Here is an 18,791-nt window from a genome sequence, read left to right on the forward strand (position 1 = left end):
CGGCCAGGGTGTCGGCAGCGGCAGTCCCGACTCCGGGTGGCACCCACCCGGGGCACGCGGTCGGTCTCCGGCAGCCGGCAGCTGGTCGGCCGCCCGCGGTCAGCCCAACTGCGTCCGCAGGAACGTGACCACCCGGCGGCTCATCGCCTCGTCGAGCTGGGCGATCGAGTGCGCTGTGCCCTCGACCGCCACGAACGTCACCGGGACGTCGTGGGAGCGGAGCGTCGCGGCGAACTCTTGCGACTCCCACATCGGGATGAACTCGTCGGTGGAGTGCCCGATGAAGAACGGCGCGGTGTCCGAGGTGACGTGGAACTCCGGCGACGCCCGCGTGGCCGCCGGACACCTGGCGTACGACCGGCACCCGAGGTAGAGCAGCTGCTTGCGCTGGAAGGCCGCGGACACCCCGTCGGGCTCGGTGGACCGGGTGGTCAGGTTCGTCGGCCCGCTCAGGTCCACCACGGCACGGATCCGGTCCCCGTCGGCGTACGCGGCGGAGTCGTGGTCGGTGACGGCGAGCATCGCGGCGAGGTTGCCGCCGGCGCTCCCGCCGAACACGCCCACACGCTGGGCGTCGACGTCGTAGGTCTCGAGCGTCGCGGGACGGAACACGTAGTCGAGCGCACGGCGGACGTCGTCGAGCCCGGCCGGGAACGGATCCGTCGGGGCCAGGCGGTAGTCGACGTTGAACGTCACGAAGCCCTCGGACGCCAGGTACTTGCACACGGACCGGTACGCGGCCGTCGCCTTGTCGCCGTGCGACCAGCTGCCGCCGTGGATCATCAGGACCGCCGGGCGTCCGGTGGTGGCCTCGACCGCTTCGGCATCGGGGTCGGCGGTGGCCGAGGCGGACGGCGTCGCAGTGGGCGTCGCCGTCGTCGCGGGGTCGCTGTCTGCCGGCAGGCACACGTCGAGGCGCTGCAGCGGGTCGGTGCCGTAGGGCACGTCGGCCACCACGTCGATGCCGTGGTACCGCAGCGACAGCGGGTAGATGACGCTGTCCGCGGTCACGGTGGCGTTCTCGTCACCGACCGGGTCCGTGCTGCAGGACGCCATCGCGCCGAGCGCCACGACCGCGGCGACGAGCGCGAGCAGTGAGCGGCGGCCGGACTTCATCACGTCCACGCTAGCCGCCCCGGCGACCGCCGACGTCACCCGAGCGGAGGATGGCAGTGCGAGGATGAGCACGGCAGTCGCCGACCGGAGCACCGCAGGAGGACCCGTGAGCAGTCGCAAGGCCTGGAACGCCGATCCCGAACCACTGCTCCGCGTCGAACCCGGGTTCCGCCTCGACCAGGTGGACCCGGACGGCACCCCGGGCTTCCCCGGCCGCAAGATCGACGGCCTCGAAGCCCTCGCCGCCGGAGCCTCCCGTCTCGCCGCCCTGCAGGAGCGCCTGTACGCGGCATCGACGGCCGGCGACGAGCGCCGGGTGCTGCTCGTGCTCCAGGCGATGGACACCGCGGGCAAGGGCGGCATCGTCTCGCACGTCGTCGGTGCGGTCGACCCCAACGGCGTGCACTACGCCGGCTTCAAGGCCCCGACGGCCGAGGAGCGCGAGCACGACTTCCTCTGGCGCATCGAGAAGCAGCTGCCGGCAGCCGGGCAGCTCGGCGTGTTCGACCGCTCGCACTACGAGGACGTGCTCGCCCAGCGGGTCCGCGGGCTCGCCGCGCCGGACGAGATCGAACGCCGCTACGGCGCGATCACCGCCTTCGAGGACGGCCTCGCCGCCGCCGGCACGACCATCGTCAAGGTGATGTTGCACATCTCGAAGGACGAGCAGCGCGAGCGCCTCGGCGACCGGCTCGACCGCCCCGACAAGCACTGGAAGTTCAACCCGGGCGACATCGACGACCGCCTGCTCTGGGACCGCTACCAGCAGGCGTACCAGATCGCCCTCGATCGCACCTCGACCCCGCAGGCTCCCTGGTACGTCGTCCCCGCGAACCGCAAGTGGTACGCCCGCCTCGCCGTGCAGCAGCTCCTGCTCCGGGCGCTGGAGGACATGCACCTGTCCTGGCCGAAGGCGGACTTCGACGTCGCCGAGCAGCGTCGTCGGCTCGCGGAGTCCTGAGCGCACGACCTCCGGCCTGGAGGCCCGTCCCGCGCCCGGCACGCCGCCACCGGACCGCGTGGGGCTGGCGTCAGGGCACCGGCTCGCGTAGACTCGCTCGGTCGGCCTTCGACGTCGTGACATTGTGATCACGGAAATTCTGCTGGGTGTGTGTTGCTCGAGGGCTGGAATCACGTCGACTCGCGACGGGATGAACCCCCTCTCCGCAAGCAGCCCTCGCCGATGTCGCTGTCGGGCGCTGCGGTACGTTGCGCACCCGAGAAAGCAGCCATGGCCCCGTACAACAAGGGCGGCGCGGACAACCGCGCCTCCGACCGCGTCCGCCACCCGAACGGCACCCCCGCCGCCCGCAGCAGCAAGCACCGCGGGTTCCGCGCCGCCGACTCCTCGCAGCCGCGCCAGAAGCAGCGCTGGGACGCCGAGGAGCGTCGCGGTCGCGCGTCGCAGGGCGAGCGTCCGGCCCGTCCGAACTGGGAGCCGCGCGACGGCGGCGGCCAGCGTCGCCCCGACCGCGACGACCGTGGTGGTCGCGGCTTCAACCGTGACGACCGCGCCCCGCGTCGCTTCGATCGTGACGACCGTGCGCCCCGTCGTGACAACGACGACCGTCCGCGTCGTTCGTTCGACCGCGATGATCGCGCTCCGCGTTCGTTCAACCATGACGACCGTGCACCGCGCAGCTTCAACCGCGATGACCGTGCGCCCCGTCGTGACAACGACGACCGTCCCCGTCGCTTCGACCGCGACGACCGTGCTCCCCGTCGCGACAACGACGACCGCCCGCGTCGTTCGTTCGACCGCGATGACCGTGCACCGCGTTCGTTCAACCGTGACGACCGCGCGCCGCGTCGCGACAACGACGACCGCCCGCGTCGTTCGTTCGACCGCGATGACCGTGCACCGCGTTCGTTCAACCGTGACGACCGCGCGCCGCGTCGCGACAACGACGACCGCCCGCGTCGCTCGTTCGACCGCGATGACCGTGCACCGCGTTCGTTCAACCGTGACGACCGCGCGCCGCGTCGCGACAACGACGACCGCCCGCGTCGCTCGTTCGACCGCGATGACCGTGCACCGCGTTCGTTCAACCGTGTCGACCGCGCCCCGCTTCGCGACAACGACGACCGCCCGCGTCGCTCGTTCGACCGCGACGACCGCGCCCCGCACAAGTTCGACCGGGACGACCGCGCCCCGCGCAAGTTCGACCGCGACGACCGCACCGACCGCGCCCCGCGCCGCTCGTTCGACGAGCCCGAGCGCGGCAAGTTCGTGCCGGCCGACGACGTCAAGCTCGAGAAGCTCCAGGCCGAGGCCACCATCGCGGCCGACGTCGAGGGCGTGACCTTCGGCGACCTGGGCATCGGTGGCAACATCTCCCGCGCCCTGCAGGAGCTCGGCGCCTCGAGCCCCTTCCCGATCCAGGCGGCGACGATCCCCGACGTGCTCGCCGGCAAGGACGTCCTCGGCCGTGGCCGCACCGGCTCCGGTAAGACCATCGCCTTCGGCGCGCCCCTGGTCGAGAAGCTCATGGAGCACGGCGGCGGCACCAAGCGCAAGATGGGCCGCGCCCCGCGTGCGCTCATCCTTGCGCCGACCCGTGAGCTCGCCCTGCAGATCGACCGCACGGTGCAGCCGATCGCCCGCTCGGTCGGCCTGTTCACGACGCAGATCTACGGCGGCGTCCCCTACGGCCGCCAGGAGGGCGCACTCGAGCGCGGCGTCGACATCATCGTCGGCACCCCCGGTCGTGTGCAGGACCTCATGAACAAGGGGAAGCTCGACCTCAGCGAGGTCATCATCTCCGTGCTCGACGAGGCCGACCACATGTGCGACCTCGGGTTCCTCGAGCCGGTGCAGGAGATCCTCTCCGCCACGGCCGAGGTCACCCCGCAGGGCAACCGCGCGCAGAAGCTGCTGTTCAGTGCGACGCTCGACACCCAGGTCGCGGCGCTCGTCGAGCAGTTCCTGCACGAGCCGAGCGTGCACGAGGTCGCGGGTGAGGACCAGGCGTCCTCGACCATCGACCACCGTGTCCTCGTGGTCGAGCAGCGCGAGAAGGACCGTCTCCTCGAGGAGCTGGTCGCCGGCGACGGCAAGACCATCGTCTTCGCCCGGACCCGCGCCTACGCCGAGCGCCTGGCCGACCAGTTCGAGGACGCCGGCATCCGCGCGACCTCGCTCCACGGTGACCTGAACCAGTCGCGCCGCACGCGCAACCTGCAGCTGCTCACCAGCGGCCGCGTCAACGTGCTCGTCGCCACCGACGTCGCCGCCCGCGGCATCCACGTCGACGACGTCTCGCTCGTCGTGCAGGCGGACGCCCCGGACGACTACAAGGCGTACATGCACCGCTCCGGCCGCACGGGTCGTGCCGGCAAGGAGGGCACGGTCGTGACGATCGTCCCGCGCGGCCGCATCCGCAAGATCGATGGCATCCTCGAGCGCGCCGAGATCGAGGCGGACCTGGTGCAGGCCGCACCCGGTGACGGCATCGTGTCGGAGCTCGCCGCGCGCTAGTCGCGAGCACACGACGGACGGGAGGCCTGGTACCAGCTGGTACCGGGCCTCCCGTCCGTCACATGGTGAGCACCAATGGTCGGGTCGCGACGTCGGACCCGACCATTCCTGCTCACGAAGCGGCCGCGCGCCCGCGCGCGCTCAGCGGTTGAAGAACAGCAGCCCGCGCACGAAGCCAGCCTGCCCGGCGTGCTGCGTGCAGTCGTCCAGGATGCTCACGAGTCGCGCGCCGGCCGTCACGGGCGGGTCCCACGCGTCGTCGACGACGGGGTCGAGGTCGTCGGGACCGAGCGTGCCGAGGTACGCGACGGTGCGCTCGTGCACCGCGCGCAGGTACCCGGTGAGCAGCTCGGCAGAGGCCCGCACCCGCCCGACGTCGTCGCGGGACATGCCGTAGCCGAGCGCCTCGGCCGGGAACGGCAGCCCGAACCGGTCGTACCAGCCGTCCGCCGTCCAGACCTGCTCGGAGCCGGCGAGCTCGGCGATCTGCACGTCCTGGCCGCGGGCGATGTGCCACGCGAGCCATGCGAGGGTGTTCGCCCCGGCTGCCGGTCGTGCCGCGAGCTGGTCTTCGGAGAGCCCGTCGACGGCCCGCTCGACCGTCTCGGGGACGCGGGAGAACGCTTCGGTGAGGAGTTCAGAGGGGGTCATGGCGCTCACGCTACGCGCGGGCCGTGACACCGGCTGTCACACGGCGGCGCTGCGGTGGTGGCGCTCCAGGGCGGCACCGAGCCCCTCGAACGCGGCGGCGACCACGGCACGGTCGGTCGGTGCGACGACCTGCCGGAACGCGTCGGAGTAGACGGCGCCGACCTCTCGGGCGACCGCCGTGCCCGACGGCGTGAGGTGCAGCAGCACGCTCCGTCGGTCCTCGGGGTTCGGCCGACGCTCCAGGTGTCCGTGCTTCTCGAGCCGGTCGATCAGCGACGTCATCGCGCCGGTGGTGAGTTCGAGGTACTCACCGGCCTGCTTCGGGGTCACGCCGTGGCCGTCGGCGGCGCTGAGGAAGAACACGAACCGGGTGTCCGTGGCGTTCAGCCCGCGGATCGAGCTCTCGTGGTGCAGGACGCGCGCGTGCTGCATCTGGAGCACCCGGAAGGCGGTGAGCAGTCGCGGCAGGTCGGCATCGGGGTCCGTGTCGGCGCTGACGGGGTCGATCGCCGTGACGACGGGCGACATCGGTGCCGGCGGCGTGGTGGGGGCGACGCGCGCCGCGGGGACGGCGGGTGCGTGCGGGGGGAGGACGACCGGGTCGGTGTCCGTCATGGGAGCTCTTCTCGGGTACAGGGTGGGAACTTCAGTCAACAAGTAACTCACTCGTCAAGATACCCCCATCAGTGGGGACATCTCAGGTCTTGTGAGCTGCTCGAGGGCCAAGTAGCTTGATCGTCGTACCACCTCGGCACGTAGCGCGACCAACCACCGCGGGCCCGGCCGAACCACCGATCAGATCTCTTCCTCACGGAGTCCAACCATGTCTCGTGTCACGCCTCGTGCTGCCCGCCTCGCCGCCTGGATCGCCATCCCCGCCGCCCTCGTCGCCTCGGGGGTCGTCGTCTCGACGGCCTCGTACGCGGCCTTCTCCTCGACCACCGTCAACCCGACGAACAACTGGACGGCCGGCAGCGTCGCCCTGTCCGACGACGACAACAACACCGCACTCTTCACCGCGAACAACCTGAAGCCCGGCTCGACCGGAGCGAACTGCATCGCGGTGACCTCGACCGGTTCGCTGCCCTCGGCCGTCAAGCTCTACGGCACGAACGTCTCGACCACGAAGGACCTGGCGGCGAACGTCAACCTGACCATCGAGCAGGGCACCGGCGGCGGCTTCGGCTCCTGCTCCGGCTTCACCCCGGCCGCCACCGGCGGCTCGCTCTACAGCGGCACCGTCGCGGGCTTCGGCGCCGCCTCGACCAACTACGCGACCGGCGTCGGCACCTGGGCCCCGACCGGCACCGCGTCCGAGACGCGCGTCTACCGCGTCACCTACACGGTCTCGAGCACCGCCCCGAACACCGTGCAGGGCGGCACCGCAGCCCTCGGCTTCACCTGGGAGGCCCAGAACAGCTGAGCCGGGCCCGGGGCCGAACCAGCCCCGTCCGTTCCCTCCCCGCAACGCGCCCCCGGTCGAAGGCAGTCATGAGCAGCATCGCAGTGCACGGTGGTCCCGCACCGCACGCAGCGGTCCGTGACGCCGTCGACTGGGGGCGCGTCGTCGTCGCCACCCTCGCCCGGGGCGTGGTCGCGACGCTGCTCGGACTCGCGCTCTGGGCGGCCGCGCCGGCGCTCATCGGCTGGCAGCCGACCACGGTGATGACCGGTTCGATGGAGCCGCGGATCGTCCCCGGTGACGTGGTCGTCTCGCGTCCGGTCGGCTCGGGCGAGATCGCGACGGGCAAGGTCCTGCTCGCCGATGACCCGGACCAGCCGGACCACCTGCGCATGCACCGGTACGTCGAGGACGGCCCCGGCGGCACCATGGTCACGAAGGGCGACGCCAACCCGCAGCAGGACTCCACACCGATCGAGCGCTCCGCCGTGCACGGCGTCGCCTTCCTGCGCATCCCGTTCATCGGCACACCGATCCGGTGGATCAGCGCGGGGGAGTGGGGCCTGGTCGCGATGCTCGCGCTCGGCCTGACCGCGGTGCTCGCGCTGTGCACGATCGACGGGTCGCTCCGGCGACTCGTCGAGGCCGACGACGACACCGACGGCGCAGCCGTCGGTCCGGACGGAGCCGCCGGTCCGGCAGACGGTGCCGATGACGGCCTGGAGGCGCGGGGCGGCGCCGCCACGGGCCTCCCGACCGCTGCGTCCACCGTCCTCACCCGTCGCGCGCTGCGTCGACGAGCCCGCCGCGTGCGGCGGCTGCGCCGCGTCGGCGGGGGCGCCGCGGTGCTCGTGCTCGCGGCGGCCACCGGCGTCCTGCTGCCCGGAGCGGCGGACGCGGCTCCTTGGTCACGGACCACCGTCGCACCGACCGCGGCCTTCACGGCGGGCACGGCGACCCCCGCCACGGCGCTGACCTGCACGCCGAACGGTGACGGCTCGGTGAACATCGGCTTCGCGTACAGCGGGCCGACCGCGGCGTCCTTCTCGGTGCTCAACACGAACGCGAACACGATCGCGGCGACCGGACCGGCGGGCAGCACGGCGCCGATCCGGGTCACGGGCAGCGGCATCCTCACCCTCGGTGCGGTCGTCACCGTGAAGATCCGCACCAACTGGGCAGGTTCCTGGTACGTCGACAGCACGGCGACAGCGCGCATCCAGACCGCGCTCATCGGCACGAACCTGAGCTGCGCGAACTGACGCCCGATCGGTTGTCCACAGGGCACCGCGAGGTGTCCGGGGATGTCCCCGGCCGGCGTTACCGTGGCCGCATGCGCATCCTGCACACCGGCGATTGGCACCTCGGCCGCACACTGCTGGGTGCCGACCTGCTCGAGCACCAGGCCGCGTTCACCGACTGGCTCGTCGACCTCGCCCGCGAGCGCGCGGTCGACCTCGTCGTCATCGCCGGCGACGTCTACGACCGTGCGATCCCGCCGGTGGACGCCGTCCGCATGCTCTCCCGCGTGCTGGAGCGCCTCGCCGAGACCACGACGGTGGTCCTCACCCCGGGCAACCACGACTCCGCCGCGCGGCTCGGCTTCGGGGCCGGCGTGATGGGGCAGCGCGTGCGCATCCTCGCCGAGCCCGCCCACGTGGCCGATCCGGTGCTCGTGCCCGACGACGACGGCCCGGTGGCCGTGTACGGCATCCCGTACCTGCACCCCGACCTCACGCGGTACGCCCTGGCGGCGGTCCCCGACGAACCCCTCGCCCGCTCGCACCACGCCGTCGTGCACGCCGCCATCGAACGGATCCGCGCCGACCTGGCGACGCGGGCAGACACCCGCAGCGTCGTCGTCGCGCACGCCTTCGTCGGGGGTGCCGACCCGAGTGACAGCGAGCAGGACATCCGCGTCGGCGGGGTCGACCGTGTGGCCGAGTCGGTGTTCGACGGGTTCGACTACGTCGCCCTCGGACACCTGCACGGCCCGCAGCGCGTCGGCGACGACGACCGGGTCCGGTACGCCGGGTCGCCGCTGGCGTTCTCGTTCGGCGAGCGGCACCAGCGGAAGTCCGTGACCATCGCCGACCTCGACGCGGCGGGTGCCGTCACCGTCGAGCTCGTGCCGACCCCGGTGCCGCGTCGGCTCGTCGACGTCCGGGGCAGCATCGACGCGATCGAGTCCGGGGACTTCCGGGCCGATGCCGATGCCTGGGTCCGTGTCGCGGTGTCCGACACCGTGCATCCGGAACGCATGTACGCCCGCGTGAAGGACCACTTCCCGCACGCCCTGGCGATCACGCACGAACCGGCGGACCGGCCGGCCGCCACGGCCGCGCGGGCCGTCACCGCGACGTCCGACCCGGTCGAGGTCGCCGGCGACTTCGTGGCCTTCGCCACCGGCGGGCTGCCCGACGACGACGAACGCGCGGTGCTGACCGAGGCGTACGAGGCCGCGGCACTCGCCCTGCAGCGCGAGGGGGACCGCTGATGTACCTGCACCGACTCGAACTGCGCGCCATCGGGCCGTACCCCGACCTCGTGACCATCGACTTCGCGGCGCTGGCCGCGTCCGGGGTCTTCCTGCTCGAAGGGCCGACCGGTTCCGGCAAGTCGACGATCATCGACGCCGTCGTGTTCGCCCTGTACGGCGGACTCGCGGGCTCCGACGCCAGCTCCGACCGGCTGCACAGCCAGCACGCCGACCCCGCGGTCGAACCGTTCGTCGAGCTCGTGTTCGAGACCGGTGCGGGCACGTACCGGGTTCGGCGCACCCCGCAGTACGACCGCCCGAAGCAGCGGGGGACCGGCACGGTGAAGCAGCAGGCGTCCGTGCAGCTGTTCCGACTCGCCGCGCCGACCGACGTCGCCGGCGAACCCATGTCGTCCCGCATCCCCGAGGTCGGGGTCGAGATCGCCCGGATCGTCGGGCTCGACCGCGCGCAGTTCCTGCAGACCGTGGTGCTGCCGCAGGGCGAGTTCGCACGGTTCCTTCGCTCCCCGGGGGAAGACCGCCGGAAGCTCCTGCAGTCGCTGTTCGGCACCCAGGTCTACGACCGCACCGCCGACGAGCTCGCCGCTCGCCGCCGAGCCGTGCAGGCCGAGGTCGAGGGGGCCGACGACCGCGTCCGCGACGCCCTGGCCCGGTTCGCGCAGGCGGCCGACCTCGCCGAGGCCGACGAGTCCGTGGTCCCCGGCACGGTGGCGTCCCTCCGCGCGACGGCCGATGCCGCCGGGGCGGCCCGGACGGCTGCGGCTGCCGCCGCGACGGTGGCGACCGAACACGAACGATCGGTGACGGCCCGAGCGGCCGCCCTCGAGCGACGAGCGGCGCTGCTGCGGCGGCAGGCGCTCCTCGACGACGACGCCCCGGCGATCGAGCAGGCACGGGCCGCGGTCGCGACGGCCGAGCGCGCCGCCCGGGTCGCCGCGGTGGCCGACGGCCTCGACGCCGCAGCCGTCCGGGCGGACGACACCGCCGCGGCAGCCGCCCGACTGCGCGACCAGCACGCACTCCGCGCCGTCGACGCACAGCAGGTCGCCCGGCGCCGCGACACCCTGTCCGACGCCCTGTCCGACGTCCGGCACCTCGTCGCGGTCGAGGCCGATGCAGACACCAGGCGCACCGCCATCGCCGAGGCCACCGCGACCGCATCGCGCCTCACCGACGACCTCGCCGCCCTCGACACCGCGCTCGAAGCCCGGCCGACGGAACGAGCCCGGATCGTCGAGGCCGCCCGCACCGCCTCGACGACCGCTGCCGACGCCGACGCCGCCGCGCACGAGGTCGCCCGGGTGCAGTCGCTCCGCGCCGACCTGGCCGCTCGCGACCGCGCCGAGCAGCGCGTCGCCGGTGCCGAACGCGTCGTGGCCGATGCCCGGCGTCGGGCCACCGAGGCGCTCGACGCCGAACGCTCCCTGCGCGAGCGGCGGATCGCCGGGCTCGCCGGAGAGCTCGGTGCCGCGCTGACCCCCGGCGACCCCTGCCCGGTCTGCGGATCGACGGCGCACCCGTCGGTGGCCGCGCCGCAGGACGACCACCCGACGATCCAGGCGGTGGAGTCAGCGGGCGACGCCACACGTCTGGCAGACCAGCAGCTCGCCGACGCCGCGGCCGACCTGGCCGTCGAGCGCGCCGAGCACCTCCGACTGACCGACGTCGTCGGCGCCGTCGACACGGTCGCCCTCGACGCCATGGCGGTGGCCGCCGACGAGCGGGTCCGAGCGGCGCACGACGCTGCGGCGCTGGTGCTGGAGCACGAGCGCGAGCGGACGGCGCACGACACCGCGACGCGGGCGCTCGAGCGCGAGCGGAACGACCTCGACGCCCGGCGCACGGTGCTCGCGTCGACCGCGGCCTCCGACGCCGAGCGGCTCGAGGCCGACCTGCGATCCGTGCACGACGCGATCGACCGGCTCGCAGCACTGCTCGACAGCGACAACAACAGCGACAGCGCGCCGGTCTCGCTCCGGGCCGTGGTCGACGAGCTCGACGGACGGCTGACGGTGCTCCGCGCCGTCGCCGAGGCCGACGACCGCGCGGCTGCCGCAGCCCGAGCCCGCGACGAGCGCAGCGCCGAGGTCGCCCGGGTCCTGGACGAGCAGGGGTTCCCCGACGTCGACGCCGCACGAGCCGGCCTGCTCGAGCCCGACACCGTCGCACGCTTCCGCAGCAGCATCAGTACAGCCGAGGCCGAACGCGCCGTCGTGCGGGCAGGGCTCGACGACCCGGCGGTGGTGCAGGCGGCCGAAGACGATCCGGAGCAGCTCGACGTGCCGGCGGCCCAGGCCGAACGGGTCCGCGCGACGGCCGAGCTCGACGAGGCCACCCGGCTCGCGGTCACCGCAGCGCACCGTGCCGAGGCCGTCGAACAGTGTGCGACCGAGGTCGACCGCACCGTCCGCGCGCGACAGGAGACCTCGGCCCGCAGCCGCGCGGTCGTCCGGCTCGCCGACGTCGCGAACGGGGTGGCGTCGGTCAACCCGACCGGCATCACGCTCGGCACCTACGTGCTCATGCGGCGCTTCGAGGACGTCGTGGCAGCGGCGAACGACCGGTTGCGCGGCATGCTCGCCGGGCGCTTCACCCTCGAGACCTCCGACGAACGGGAATCCGGGTCACGGTCGCGACGGACGGGGCTCGCCCTCGCCGTGCACGACCACACGACCGACACCGTCCGCGATCCCCGCAGCCTGTCCGGCGGCGAGACGTTCACCGTGTCGCTGTGCCTGGCGCTCGGCCTCGCCGACGTCGTGCAGGCCGAGGCCGGCGGGGTCTCGCTCGGCACCCTGTTCGTCGACGAGGGGTTCGGCACGCTCGACCCCGAGACCCTCGACGACGTCATCGGGCAGTTGTCGCGACTGACCGCGGGCGGACGACAGGTCGGGATCGTCAGCCACGTCGAGGAACTCAAGCAGCGGATCCCGGAGCGGATCGCCGTGCGACGCACCCCGGCCGGCGGGTCGCAGGTGACGACCACGGTCTGACCCGACCCGACCTGACCAGACCAGACCTGCCTGACCTGACGCTACGGGGTCGGCGTCGACTCCACCGTGCCGTCCGGCGGCGGCAGGATGTCCGCCGCGATCCACGGGAAGACCCACTGGAACAGCACGAACACGATGGCGACGAGGAGCACGAGCAACTCGAGCACCTTCAGGGCGGTGGGGCCGGGCAGCAGCCGCCAGACCAGGGGGAAGATCACTTGGCGGTCTCCGAGAGTTCCTTCGGGGTGCCCTCGGACGCGGGCATCCAGTAGTCGAGCTTCGCGTGCGTCACGAACCGCTCCGCCGCGGACCACATCGGGTGGCAGGCGGTCAGCGTGAGCCAGCGGTCCTGGGGGGTCGGTTCCACGCCCGGCTCGTTCGGCACCGGCGCGATCGTCTCGATCTTGTCGGGCGTGACGATCTGGCTGTCGGTGACCTTGTAGACGTACCAGACGTCGAACTTCGTCTTCGCGTCGGTGACCCGGACCACGACCGAGTCGCCCTTCTTGAGCTCCGCGATCTGGTTGAGGGGCTTGCCGTAGGTGACCCGGTGTCCGGCGATGGCGAAGTTGCCGGGTGCGCCGGGCATCGCGGTGTCCTGGTAGTGGCCGAGCCCGATGGTGTTGAGGACCTGCTCACGATCCGTGCCCTCGCCGATCGGCCGGTTGTAGTCCTTGCCGAACCGGGGGATCTGCATCGTGCCGAACACGTCCGACAACCCCGGCGGTTCGTCCAGCACGGGTGCGGTGCCGCGGTGCTCGGTGCCCTCGACCTTCGGTGTCTTGACCTGGTCGAGGCCCTGCACGAGCTTCGTCTGCTCGTTCACGGCGACCACGTCGGTCCACCACGCCGTCCACACGACGTACAGGCCGGTGCCGGCGCCCGCGATGATGAGCAACTCGGCGACGAGCGACACGATCGCACCGCCGACCGTCTGGCGTCTGCGCGGGGAACGCCGGGACCGCGAACCGGCTTCGTCGTCCCGTGCGCTGCGGCGCGACGGGAGGGTGTCGTGTGCGGTCACGGGGCTCCTGATCGGCTGGGTGGTCGGACAGGTCTATCAGATCACGGCGACAGGCCGGTGACGACGTTCTCCCCACCCCCGTTAACGTGGGGGCATGGAGTACCGGATCCGCCCCTTCCGCACCGAGGACACCGACGCGGTCGTCGCCCTGTGGGAATCGTGCGGCCTCGTCCGACCCTGGAACGACCCCCGACGTGACATCGCGCGCAAGCTGACCGTCCAGCCCGAGCTCTTCCTGGTCGCCGAGCCGGACGCCGCCGACACCAGTACCGACGACACCGACACCGACACCGGCGTCGTCGCCGCGGGCATGGCCGGCTTCGACGGGCACCGCGGCTGGGTGAACTACCTCGCCGTGCGCCTGGACCTGCAGGGCTCCGGCCTCGGTCGCACCCTGATGGCCGAGTTCGAGCGGCTCCTGACCGACCTCGGCTGCCCGAAGCTCAACCTGCAGGTGCGTGCGGGCAACGAGCAGGTGCTCGGGTTCTACGCGTCCCTCGGCTACACCGACGACCGCACGGTCTCGCTCGGCAAGCGCCTCATCCCCGACGCCTGACCGCGCCCGCCCGTCGCACCGTGCGGGTCCGCTCATCCGGTGCGGCGTTGGCGGCTCGGTGCGGTGCTGCAAGTCCGTACCGGGCGGTCAACCTCGCACGGTTCGAACGACTCGGCACCGTGCCCGGCCCCGCCCGGCCCTGCCGCGACCCGCGCCCTACGCCAACGCCAGCGCCACCGACGCGACGAACGCCAGCACGATGCCGATCCACTGCTGCGCGGTCAACCGCTCTCGCAGCACCACCCCGGCCAGCACCACCGTCCCGATCGGGTAGAGCGCGTTGAGCACACTCACGACGGGCAGGGTCGCCGGGTCGTCGCTGCTGTGCAGCCCCGCCTGGATGAACACGTTCGCCATCGCGTCGAAGACGCCGCACACGGCGACGATGACCAGCAGCCGCGGACCCCATGTGCGACCCGACCGAGGCCCGCGGACGGCGGCAGCCCCGTCGGGGCGGGCCGACGTCGGGGCGGACACCGGGCCTCCCGTCCGGAGCACGACGACGATCGCCGCCGCACCCAGCAGCACCGCCTGCAGCACCCGCGCGACCACGAGGGGTGCGATGCCCGAGTCCGACGGCGTCATGTCGTAGGCCAGCACGATCCCGCCGAAGCCGCACCCGGCGACGGTGGCGGCGACCACGCCCCGGGCGGTGAGCCGCGCGCCCGAGGCGTCCCGGACCACCGCGACCAGGACCACCGCGACGACCGCGACCACGAGCGCGCCCTTGGCCACGGGCGACAGCACGGTGCCGCGGAACACCGCGACGAGCACCGGCACGACGGCCGCGAAGACGGCGGTGACGGGGGAGAGCACGCTCATCGGTCCGATCGCGAGTGCCGCGTAGAGCAGCAGCACCCCGACGCCGCCGGAGAGCCCGGCGACCGCACCCCAGACCGCGGCCGGCCACGAGAACACGCCACCCAGGACCACCAGTCCGACGAGCAACGGCACGATCCCGATCGCGGCGGCCACCGCCGTGACGACGACCGGCCGGACCCGGCGCGAGGCGAGTCCGCCCAGGAAGTCGGCGAACCCGTAGACGATCGCGCCGGACAGGCCGAACAGGACGGTGAGCACGGCTCCCATCCTGCCCGGCCCGGTACCCTGCGGTGCGTGAGTGTTCCCTACCAGCGCCTGCCCCGGATCGACGCGCGCTGGAGGTGGTGGCGGCCGCTCGTCGCCCTCGCGTTCCTGGCGGGGTGGTACCTCGTGTCGCAGATCGTCATCGCGGTCGCGTACTTCGTGCCGATCGGCGCAACGCAGGGGCCGCAAGCCCTGATCGACCTGCAGAACGACCTGGCCGGTGGCGCGCTCGACCCCACCGACCCGCTGATCCTGTCGCTGTCGCTCGTCTCGCTCGTGGTCCTGCTGCCGGGCATCCTGCTCGCCGTGAAGATCGCGCGGATCGGACCGGCCGGCATCCTGTCGTCGACGCGGTTCCGGGTCCGGTGGGCCTGGACGGCGTGGTGCCTGCTGCCGACGCTCGTCATCGCCGCGGTCATGTTCGTCGTCCAGACCGGCCTGTTCTGGGACGGCGGGATGATCACGACCGACGGCGGCTTCGCCTGGAACCACGACGCGATCGGCCAGTCGACGGTCTCCCTCGGCACCCTCACCCTGACGATCGTCCTCGTCGTCCTGCTCGTCCCGTTCCAGGGCGCTGCCGAGGAGTACATCTTCCGCGGCTTCCTCATGCAGACCGTCGCGTCGTGGATCCCGCGTCGCGTCGGCACCGTCATCGCCGTGGCGGTCTCGACGGTCGTCTTCGCGGTGCTGCACATCCCGAACGGCTACAACGTCTGGGGCATCCTCGACGTCGGCTCGTTCGGCCTGATCGCGGCGATCATCGTCCTCCGGACCGGCGGGCTGGAGGCGACGGTCCTGCAGCACGCCTTCAACAACATCATGATCTTCGTGCTGCAGGCGCCCGGTTGGTCGAAGGTCGACCTGACCTCGTCGGACGCGAACGGCACCTGGCAGGGGACCCTCGTCACCCTCCTCACGTCGCTCGCGTTCTGGGGCATGGTCGAGTTCCTGGCGTGGTGGCGGGGGCTGGACCGCCGGTTCGCCGGGCACGAGGCACCCCGGTTCCGCGGTGTGACCCCGGCCTGGGCGGGCGGCGCCCGCTGGATCCGGCCTGGAGGCACGGGCTGGGCGACCACGCCGGCCCGCGCCGACGACGTGGCCGGTCCCGACCACCGTGCCGGCTCCGGCACGGACGGTGCTGTGGACAGTGCGGTGGGTGTCGCCGGTCGCCCGTAGGCTCGTGGCATGAGCACCACGCCCGCGCCCGCTGCCGTGCCTGCTCCTGCTGCCGTGTCCGCACCCCGTGCCGCTGCGCTCGACGTGCTGCACCGTGTGTGGGGCTACGACGACTTCCGCGGCGAGCAGGCGGCCATCATCGACCAGGTGGTGGGCGGTGGCGACGCCCTGGTGCTCATGCCGACCGGTGGTGGCAAGTCCCTCTGCTACCAGGTGCCCTCGCTCGTCCGTGACGGCGTCGGGGTCGTGGTGTCGCCGCTCATCGCCCTCATGCAGGACCAGGTCGACGCCCTGGCGGCGAACGGTGTGCGCGCCGCGTTCCTCAACTCCACGCAGGGCCCCGACGAACGGTCCCGGGTCGAGCGTGCGGTCGTGCAGGGCGAGGTCGACATGCTCTACCTCGCGCCCGAGCGGCTCCGGCTCGAGTCCACCCGTGCGCTCCTCGACCGGGCGCGCGTCTCGCTGTTCGCCATCGACGAGGCACACTGCGTCGCCCAGTGGGGGCACGACTTCCGCCCGGACTACCTCGAGCTGAGCGTCCTGCACGAGCGGTGGCCGACGGTGCCGCGCATCGCCCTGACCGCCACCGCGACGCCGCAGACCCACCGCGAGATCTCCGCCCGGCTCGGCCTCGACGACGCCGCGCACTTCGTCGCCGACTTCGACCGGCCGAACATCCAGTACCGCATCGAACCGAAGACCGGCGCGCTGCAGCAGCTGCTCACCTTCATCCGCACGGAGCACAGCGGCGACGCCGGCATCGTGTACTGCCTGTCCCGCAACTCCGTCGAGCGCACCGCGACCGCCCTGGCCGAGCAGGGGATCAACGCCCTGCCGTACCACGCGGGCCTCGACGCCCGGGTGCGTGCCCGCAACCAGTCGACGTTCCTGCGCGAGGACGGCGTCGTCATGGTGGCGACGATCGCGTTCGGCATGGGCATCGACAAGCCCGACGTCCGGTTCGTGGCGCACCTCGACCTGCCGAAGTCGGTCGAGGGCTACTACCAGGAGACCGGCCGTGCGGGTCGTGACGGGCTGCCGGCCACCGCGTGGCTCGCGTACGGCCTGAACGACGTCGTGCAGCAGCGGCGGATGATCGACCAGTCCGAGGGCGACGCCGCACACCGTCGGCAGCTCAGCGCCCACCTCGACGCCATGCTCAGCCTGTGCGAGACGATCGAGTGCCGCCGGGTGCGGCTGCTCGCGTACTTCGGGCAGGAGAGCACGGCATGCGGCAACTGCGACACGTGCATCGCGCCGCCGGAGTCGTGGGACGGCACCGTCCCCGCGCAGAAGCTGCTGTCCACCGTCGTGCGGCTCGAGCGTGAGCGCCGCCAGCGGTACGGCGTCTCGCACCTCGTCGACATCCTGATCGGCAAGCGGTCGCCCCGCGTGCAGGAACTCCAACACGACACCCTTGCGACCTTCGGCATCGGCGCCGATCTGTCCGAGGGCGAGTGGCGCGCGGTCGCACGACAGGTGCTGGCCCAGGGCTACGCGGCGGTGTCGGGCGACGGCTTCGGCACGGTCGTCCTCAGTCCCACGAGCGCCGAGGTCCTGACCGGCAAGGTGCAGGTACGGATGCGTCGCGACCCGGTCAAGGCTCCGCGGGCCGGCCGCAGCAGTCGACGGACCGTCGTCACCGACATGCCGCAGGAAGCCGTCGGCCTGTTCGAGGCCCTGCGTGCCTGGCGTGCAGCCGAGGCCCGCGAGCAGGGCGTCCCCGCGTACGTGGTGTTCAACGACGCGACGCTCCGGGGCATCTCGGCCGTCCGCCCGGCCGACATCGACCAGCTCGGCGAGATCTCCGGCGTCGGCGCAGCGAAGCTCGAACGGTACGGGCGCGCGGTCCTCGACGTCGTCGCCGCGGCCGACTGACCCCCTGCCACCACTGCATGCCGTTCCGGGCATGTGCCCTCCGCGCGCCTCATTACACTCGGTAGCTCGTCACCACGAGGAGGTCCGGTGTCCGGTTCGACGAAGTTCGCCACCGTGCTCAGTCGCGCGGTGGTGACCCCGCTCGCCCGGTTGCTGTGGCGCCCGAAGATCATCGGTCGTCGGAACGTCCCGAAGCGGGGTGCGGTGATCCTCGCGAGTAACCACCGCTCGTTCATCGACTCGCCCGCGATCACGCTCATGGCACCGCGCAAGGTGTCGTTCCTGGCGAAGCAGGAGTACTTCACGGGTTCGGGTCTCAAGGGAGCCGTCTCGCGGGCGTTCTTCGGTGGCATCGGCGCCATCGGGGTCGAGCGTGGCGCGGGTGCGGCGGCCCAGCAGGCCCTCGACCTCGGGCTGGCACGCCTGCAGGAGGGCGAGGCGTTCGCGATCTACCCGGAGGGCACGCGCTCGCTCGACGGCCGGATCTACAAGGGCCGCACTGGCGTGGCGTGGCTGGCGTTGACGAGCGGCGCCCCCGTGGTCCCCGTCGCGCTCACCGGCACCGAGGACGTGCAGCCGGTCGGGTCCCGGCTGCCGAAGCTCGCCCGCGTGACGATCGAGTTCGGGCAGCCGATCGACCTGTCGTCCTTCGGCGAGGCGTCGTCCGGCCGTGCTCGACGCCACGCAACCGATGCGGTGATGGCGGCGATCCAGGAGCTCAGCGGCCAGGAGCCGGCGAACACCTACAACAACCCGCCCGCGACGATCGTGGAGCGGGTCCGTCGGGCGCTGCAGCCGGACGACCCGACCGCTGCCGCCGTCGACCCCGACTGATCACCCCTACTGTCCGGTCACTATTGCACATCTGAAATATCGATGGTTGAATGGCGGACGTGCCGCTCGGCACGCCGCCATCGCCGGTCGCCCG

16 protein-coding genes are annotated in these 18,791 nt (G+C 72.5%); 10 read left to right on the plus strand and 6 right to left on the minus strand.

Features of this window, described 5'->3' with window-relative positions:
* Positions 1 to 99: 99 nt before the first annotated feature.
* Positions 100 to 1,116: an alpha/beta hydrolase gene (locus DEJ20_RS03495; protein WP_146245392.1), complete on the minus strand. Its 1,017-nt coding sequence runs from the start codon at positions 1,114 to 1,116 to the stop codon at positions 100 to 102.
* Between the two features lie 106 nt (positions 1,117 to 1,222).
* On the opposite strand from DEJ20_RS03495, the gene DEJ20_RS03500 reads away from it, so the two are divergent.
* Together DEJ20_RS03500 and DEJ20_RS03505 are read left to right on the plus strand one after the other, a co-directional pair.
* Positions 1,223 to 2,077, plus strand: coding sequence for a polyphosphate kinase 2 family protein (locus DEJ20_RS03500; protein WP_181431499.1), 855 nt, complete (start codon positions 1,223 to 1,225; stop codon positions 2,075 to 2,077).
* A 270-nt stretch (positions 2,078 to 2,347) separates the two neighbouring features.
* Positions 2,348 to 4,594 (plus strand): DEAD/DEAH box helicase, encoded by a 2,247-nt coding sequence (locus DEJ20_RS03505; RefSeq protein ID WP_284183372.1) that lies wholly within the window; start codon positions 2,348 to 2,350, stop codon positions 4,592 to 4,594.
* A gap of 141 nt (positions 4,595 to 4,735) precedes the next feature.
* On the opposite strand, the gene DEJ20_RS03510 is transcribed toward DEJ20_RS03505, so the two are convergent.
* Positions 4,736 to 5,245, minus strand: a complete 510-nt coding sequence (locus tag DEJ20_RS03510) for a mycothiol transferase (RefSeq protein ID WP_111234943.1) — start codon at positions 5,243 to 5,245, stop codon at positions 4,736 to 4,738.
* Positions 5,246 to 5,281: 36 nt separating this feature from the next.
* Positions 5,282 to 5,860 carry a MarR family winged helix-turn-helix transcriptional regulator gene (locus DEJ20_RS03515; RefSeq protein ID WP_111234944.1) on the minus strand — a complete coding sequence of 193 codons (579 nt, stop codon included), beginning with the start codon at positions 5,858 to 5,860 and terminating at the stop codon, positions 5,282 to 5,284.
* Positions 5,861 to 6,068: 208 nt separating this feature from the next.
* Here DEJ20_RS03515 and DEJ20_RS03520 point away from each other — a divergent pair, with 208 nt between their 5' ends.
* The 4 genes from DEJ20_RS03520 (at position 6,069) to DEJ20_RS03535 (ending at position 12,140) form a co-directional block, all read left to right on the plus strand.
* Entirely contained in the window at positions 6,069 to 6,668 is a 600-nt protein-coding gene (locus tag DEJ20_RS03520; protein WP_110858866.1) for a M73 family metallopeptidase, read from the plus strand.
* 68 nt (positions 6,669 to 6,736) lie between these two features.
* Positions 6,737 to 7,909, plus strand: coding sequence for a S24/S26 family peptidase (locus tag DEJ20_RS03525; protein WP_111234945.1), 1,173 nt, complete (start codon positions 6,737 to 6,739; stop codon positions 7,907 to 7,909).
* 71 nt (positions 7,910 to 7,980) lie between these two features.
* On the plus strand, positions 7,981 to 9,144 hold the full coding sequence (locus DEJ20_RS03530) for a metallophosphoesterase family protein (RefSeq protein ID WP_111234946.1): 1,164 nt from the start codon (positions 7,981 to 7,983) through the stop codon (positions 9,142 to 9,144).
* Entirely contained in the window at positions 9,144 to 12,140 is a 2,997-nt protein-coding gene (locus tag DEJ20_RS03535) for an AAA family ATPase (RefSeq protein WP_111234947.1), read from the plus strand. Before DEJ20_RS03530 ends, DEJ20_RS03535 begins: the two co-directional genes overlap by 1 nt.
* Before the next feature lie 41 nt (positions 12,141 to 12,181).
* Here the strand turns inward: DEJ20_RS03535 and DEJ20_RS03540 are convergent, their stop codons facing one another.
* Together DEJ20_RS03540 and DEJ20_RS03545 are read right to left on the minus strand one after the other, a co-directional pair.
* Positions 12,182 to 12,358: a hypothetical protein gene (locus DEJ20_RS03540; protein WP_156463787.1), complete on the minus strand. Its 177-nt coding sequence runs from the start codon at positions 12,356 to 12,358 to the stop codon at positions 12,182 to 12,184.
* The gene (locus tag DEJ20_RS03545) at positions 12,355 to 13,164 is read right to left on the minus strand and encodes a class E sortase (RefSeq protein WP_258377122.1); all 810 of its coding nucleotides are present in this window, start codon (positions 13,162 to 13,164) and stop codon (positions 12,355 to 12,357) included. Before DEJ20_RS03545 ends, DEJ20_RS03540 begins: the two co-directional genes overlap by 4 nt.
* A gap of 94 nt (positions 13,165 to 13,258) precedes the next feature.
* Between DEJ20_RS03545 and DEJ20_RS03550 the strand changes: the two genes are divergently transcribed.
* Positions 13,259 to 13,720 carry a GNAT family acetyltransferase gene (locus tag DEJ20_RS03550; protein WP_111234948.1) on the plus strand — a complete coding sequence of 154 codons (462 nt, stop codon included), beginning with the start codon at positions 13,259 to 13,261 and terminating at the stop codon, positions 13,718 to 13,720.
* A gap of 156 nt (positions 13,721 to 13,876) precedes the next feature.
* Here DEJ20_RS03550 and DEJ20_RS03555 read toward each other — a convergent pair whose 3' ends face one another.
* A complete protein-coding gene (locus DEJ20_RS03555; protein ID WP_111234949.1) occupies positions 13,877 to 14,800 on the minus strand; it encodes an EamA family transporter in 924 nt (307 codons plus the stop codon).
* 36 nt (positions 14,801 to 14,836) lie between these two features.
* On the opposite strand from DEJ20_RS03555, the gene DEJ20_RS03560 reads away from it, so the two are divergent.
* The 3 genes from DEJ20_RS03560 to DEJ20_RS03570 all read left to right on the plus strand — a co-directional run bounded on the left by DEJ20_RS03560 (position 14,837) and on the right by DEJ20_RS03570 (position 18,697).
* Positions 14,837 to 15,985 carry a CPBP family intramembrane glutamic endopeptidase gene (locus DEJ20_RS03560; RefSeq protein ID WP_111234950.1) on the plus strand — a complete coding sequence of 383 codons (1,149 nt, stop codon included), beginning with the start codon at positions 14,837 to 14,839 and terminating at the stop codon, positions 15,983 to 15,985.
* 9 nt (positions 15,986 to 15,994) lie between these two features.
* Positions 15,995 to 17,863, plus strand: coding sequence for a DNA helicase RecQ (gene recQ / locus DEJ20_RS03565; RefSeq protein ID WP_111234951.1), 1,869 nt, complete (start codon positions 15,995 to 15,997; stop codon positions 17,861 to 17,863).
* A gap of 87 nt (positions 17,864 to 17,950) precedes the next feature.
* Positions 17,951 to 18,697 (plus strand): lysophospholipid acyltransferase family protein, encoded by a 747-nt coding sequence (locus tag DEJ20_RS03570; protein WP_111030846.1) that lies wholly within the window; start codon positions 17,951 to 17,953, stop codon positions 18,695 to 18,697.
* Positions 18,698 to 18,791 lie beyond the last annotated feature (94 nt).

The sequence above is a fragment of the Curtobacterium sp. MCSS17_005 genome (genome assembly GCF_003234225.2).
GTDB lineage: Bacteria > Actinomycetota > Actinomycetes > Actinomycetales > Microbacteriaceae > Curtobacterium > Curtobacterium flaccumfaciens.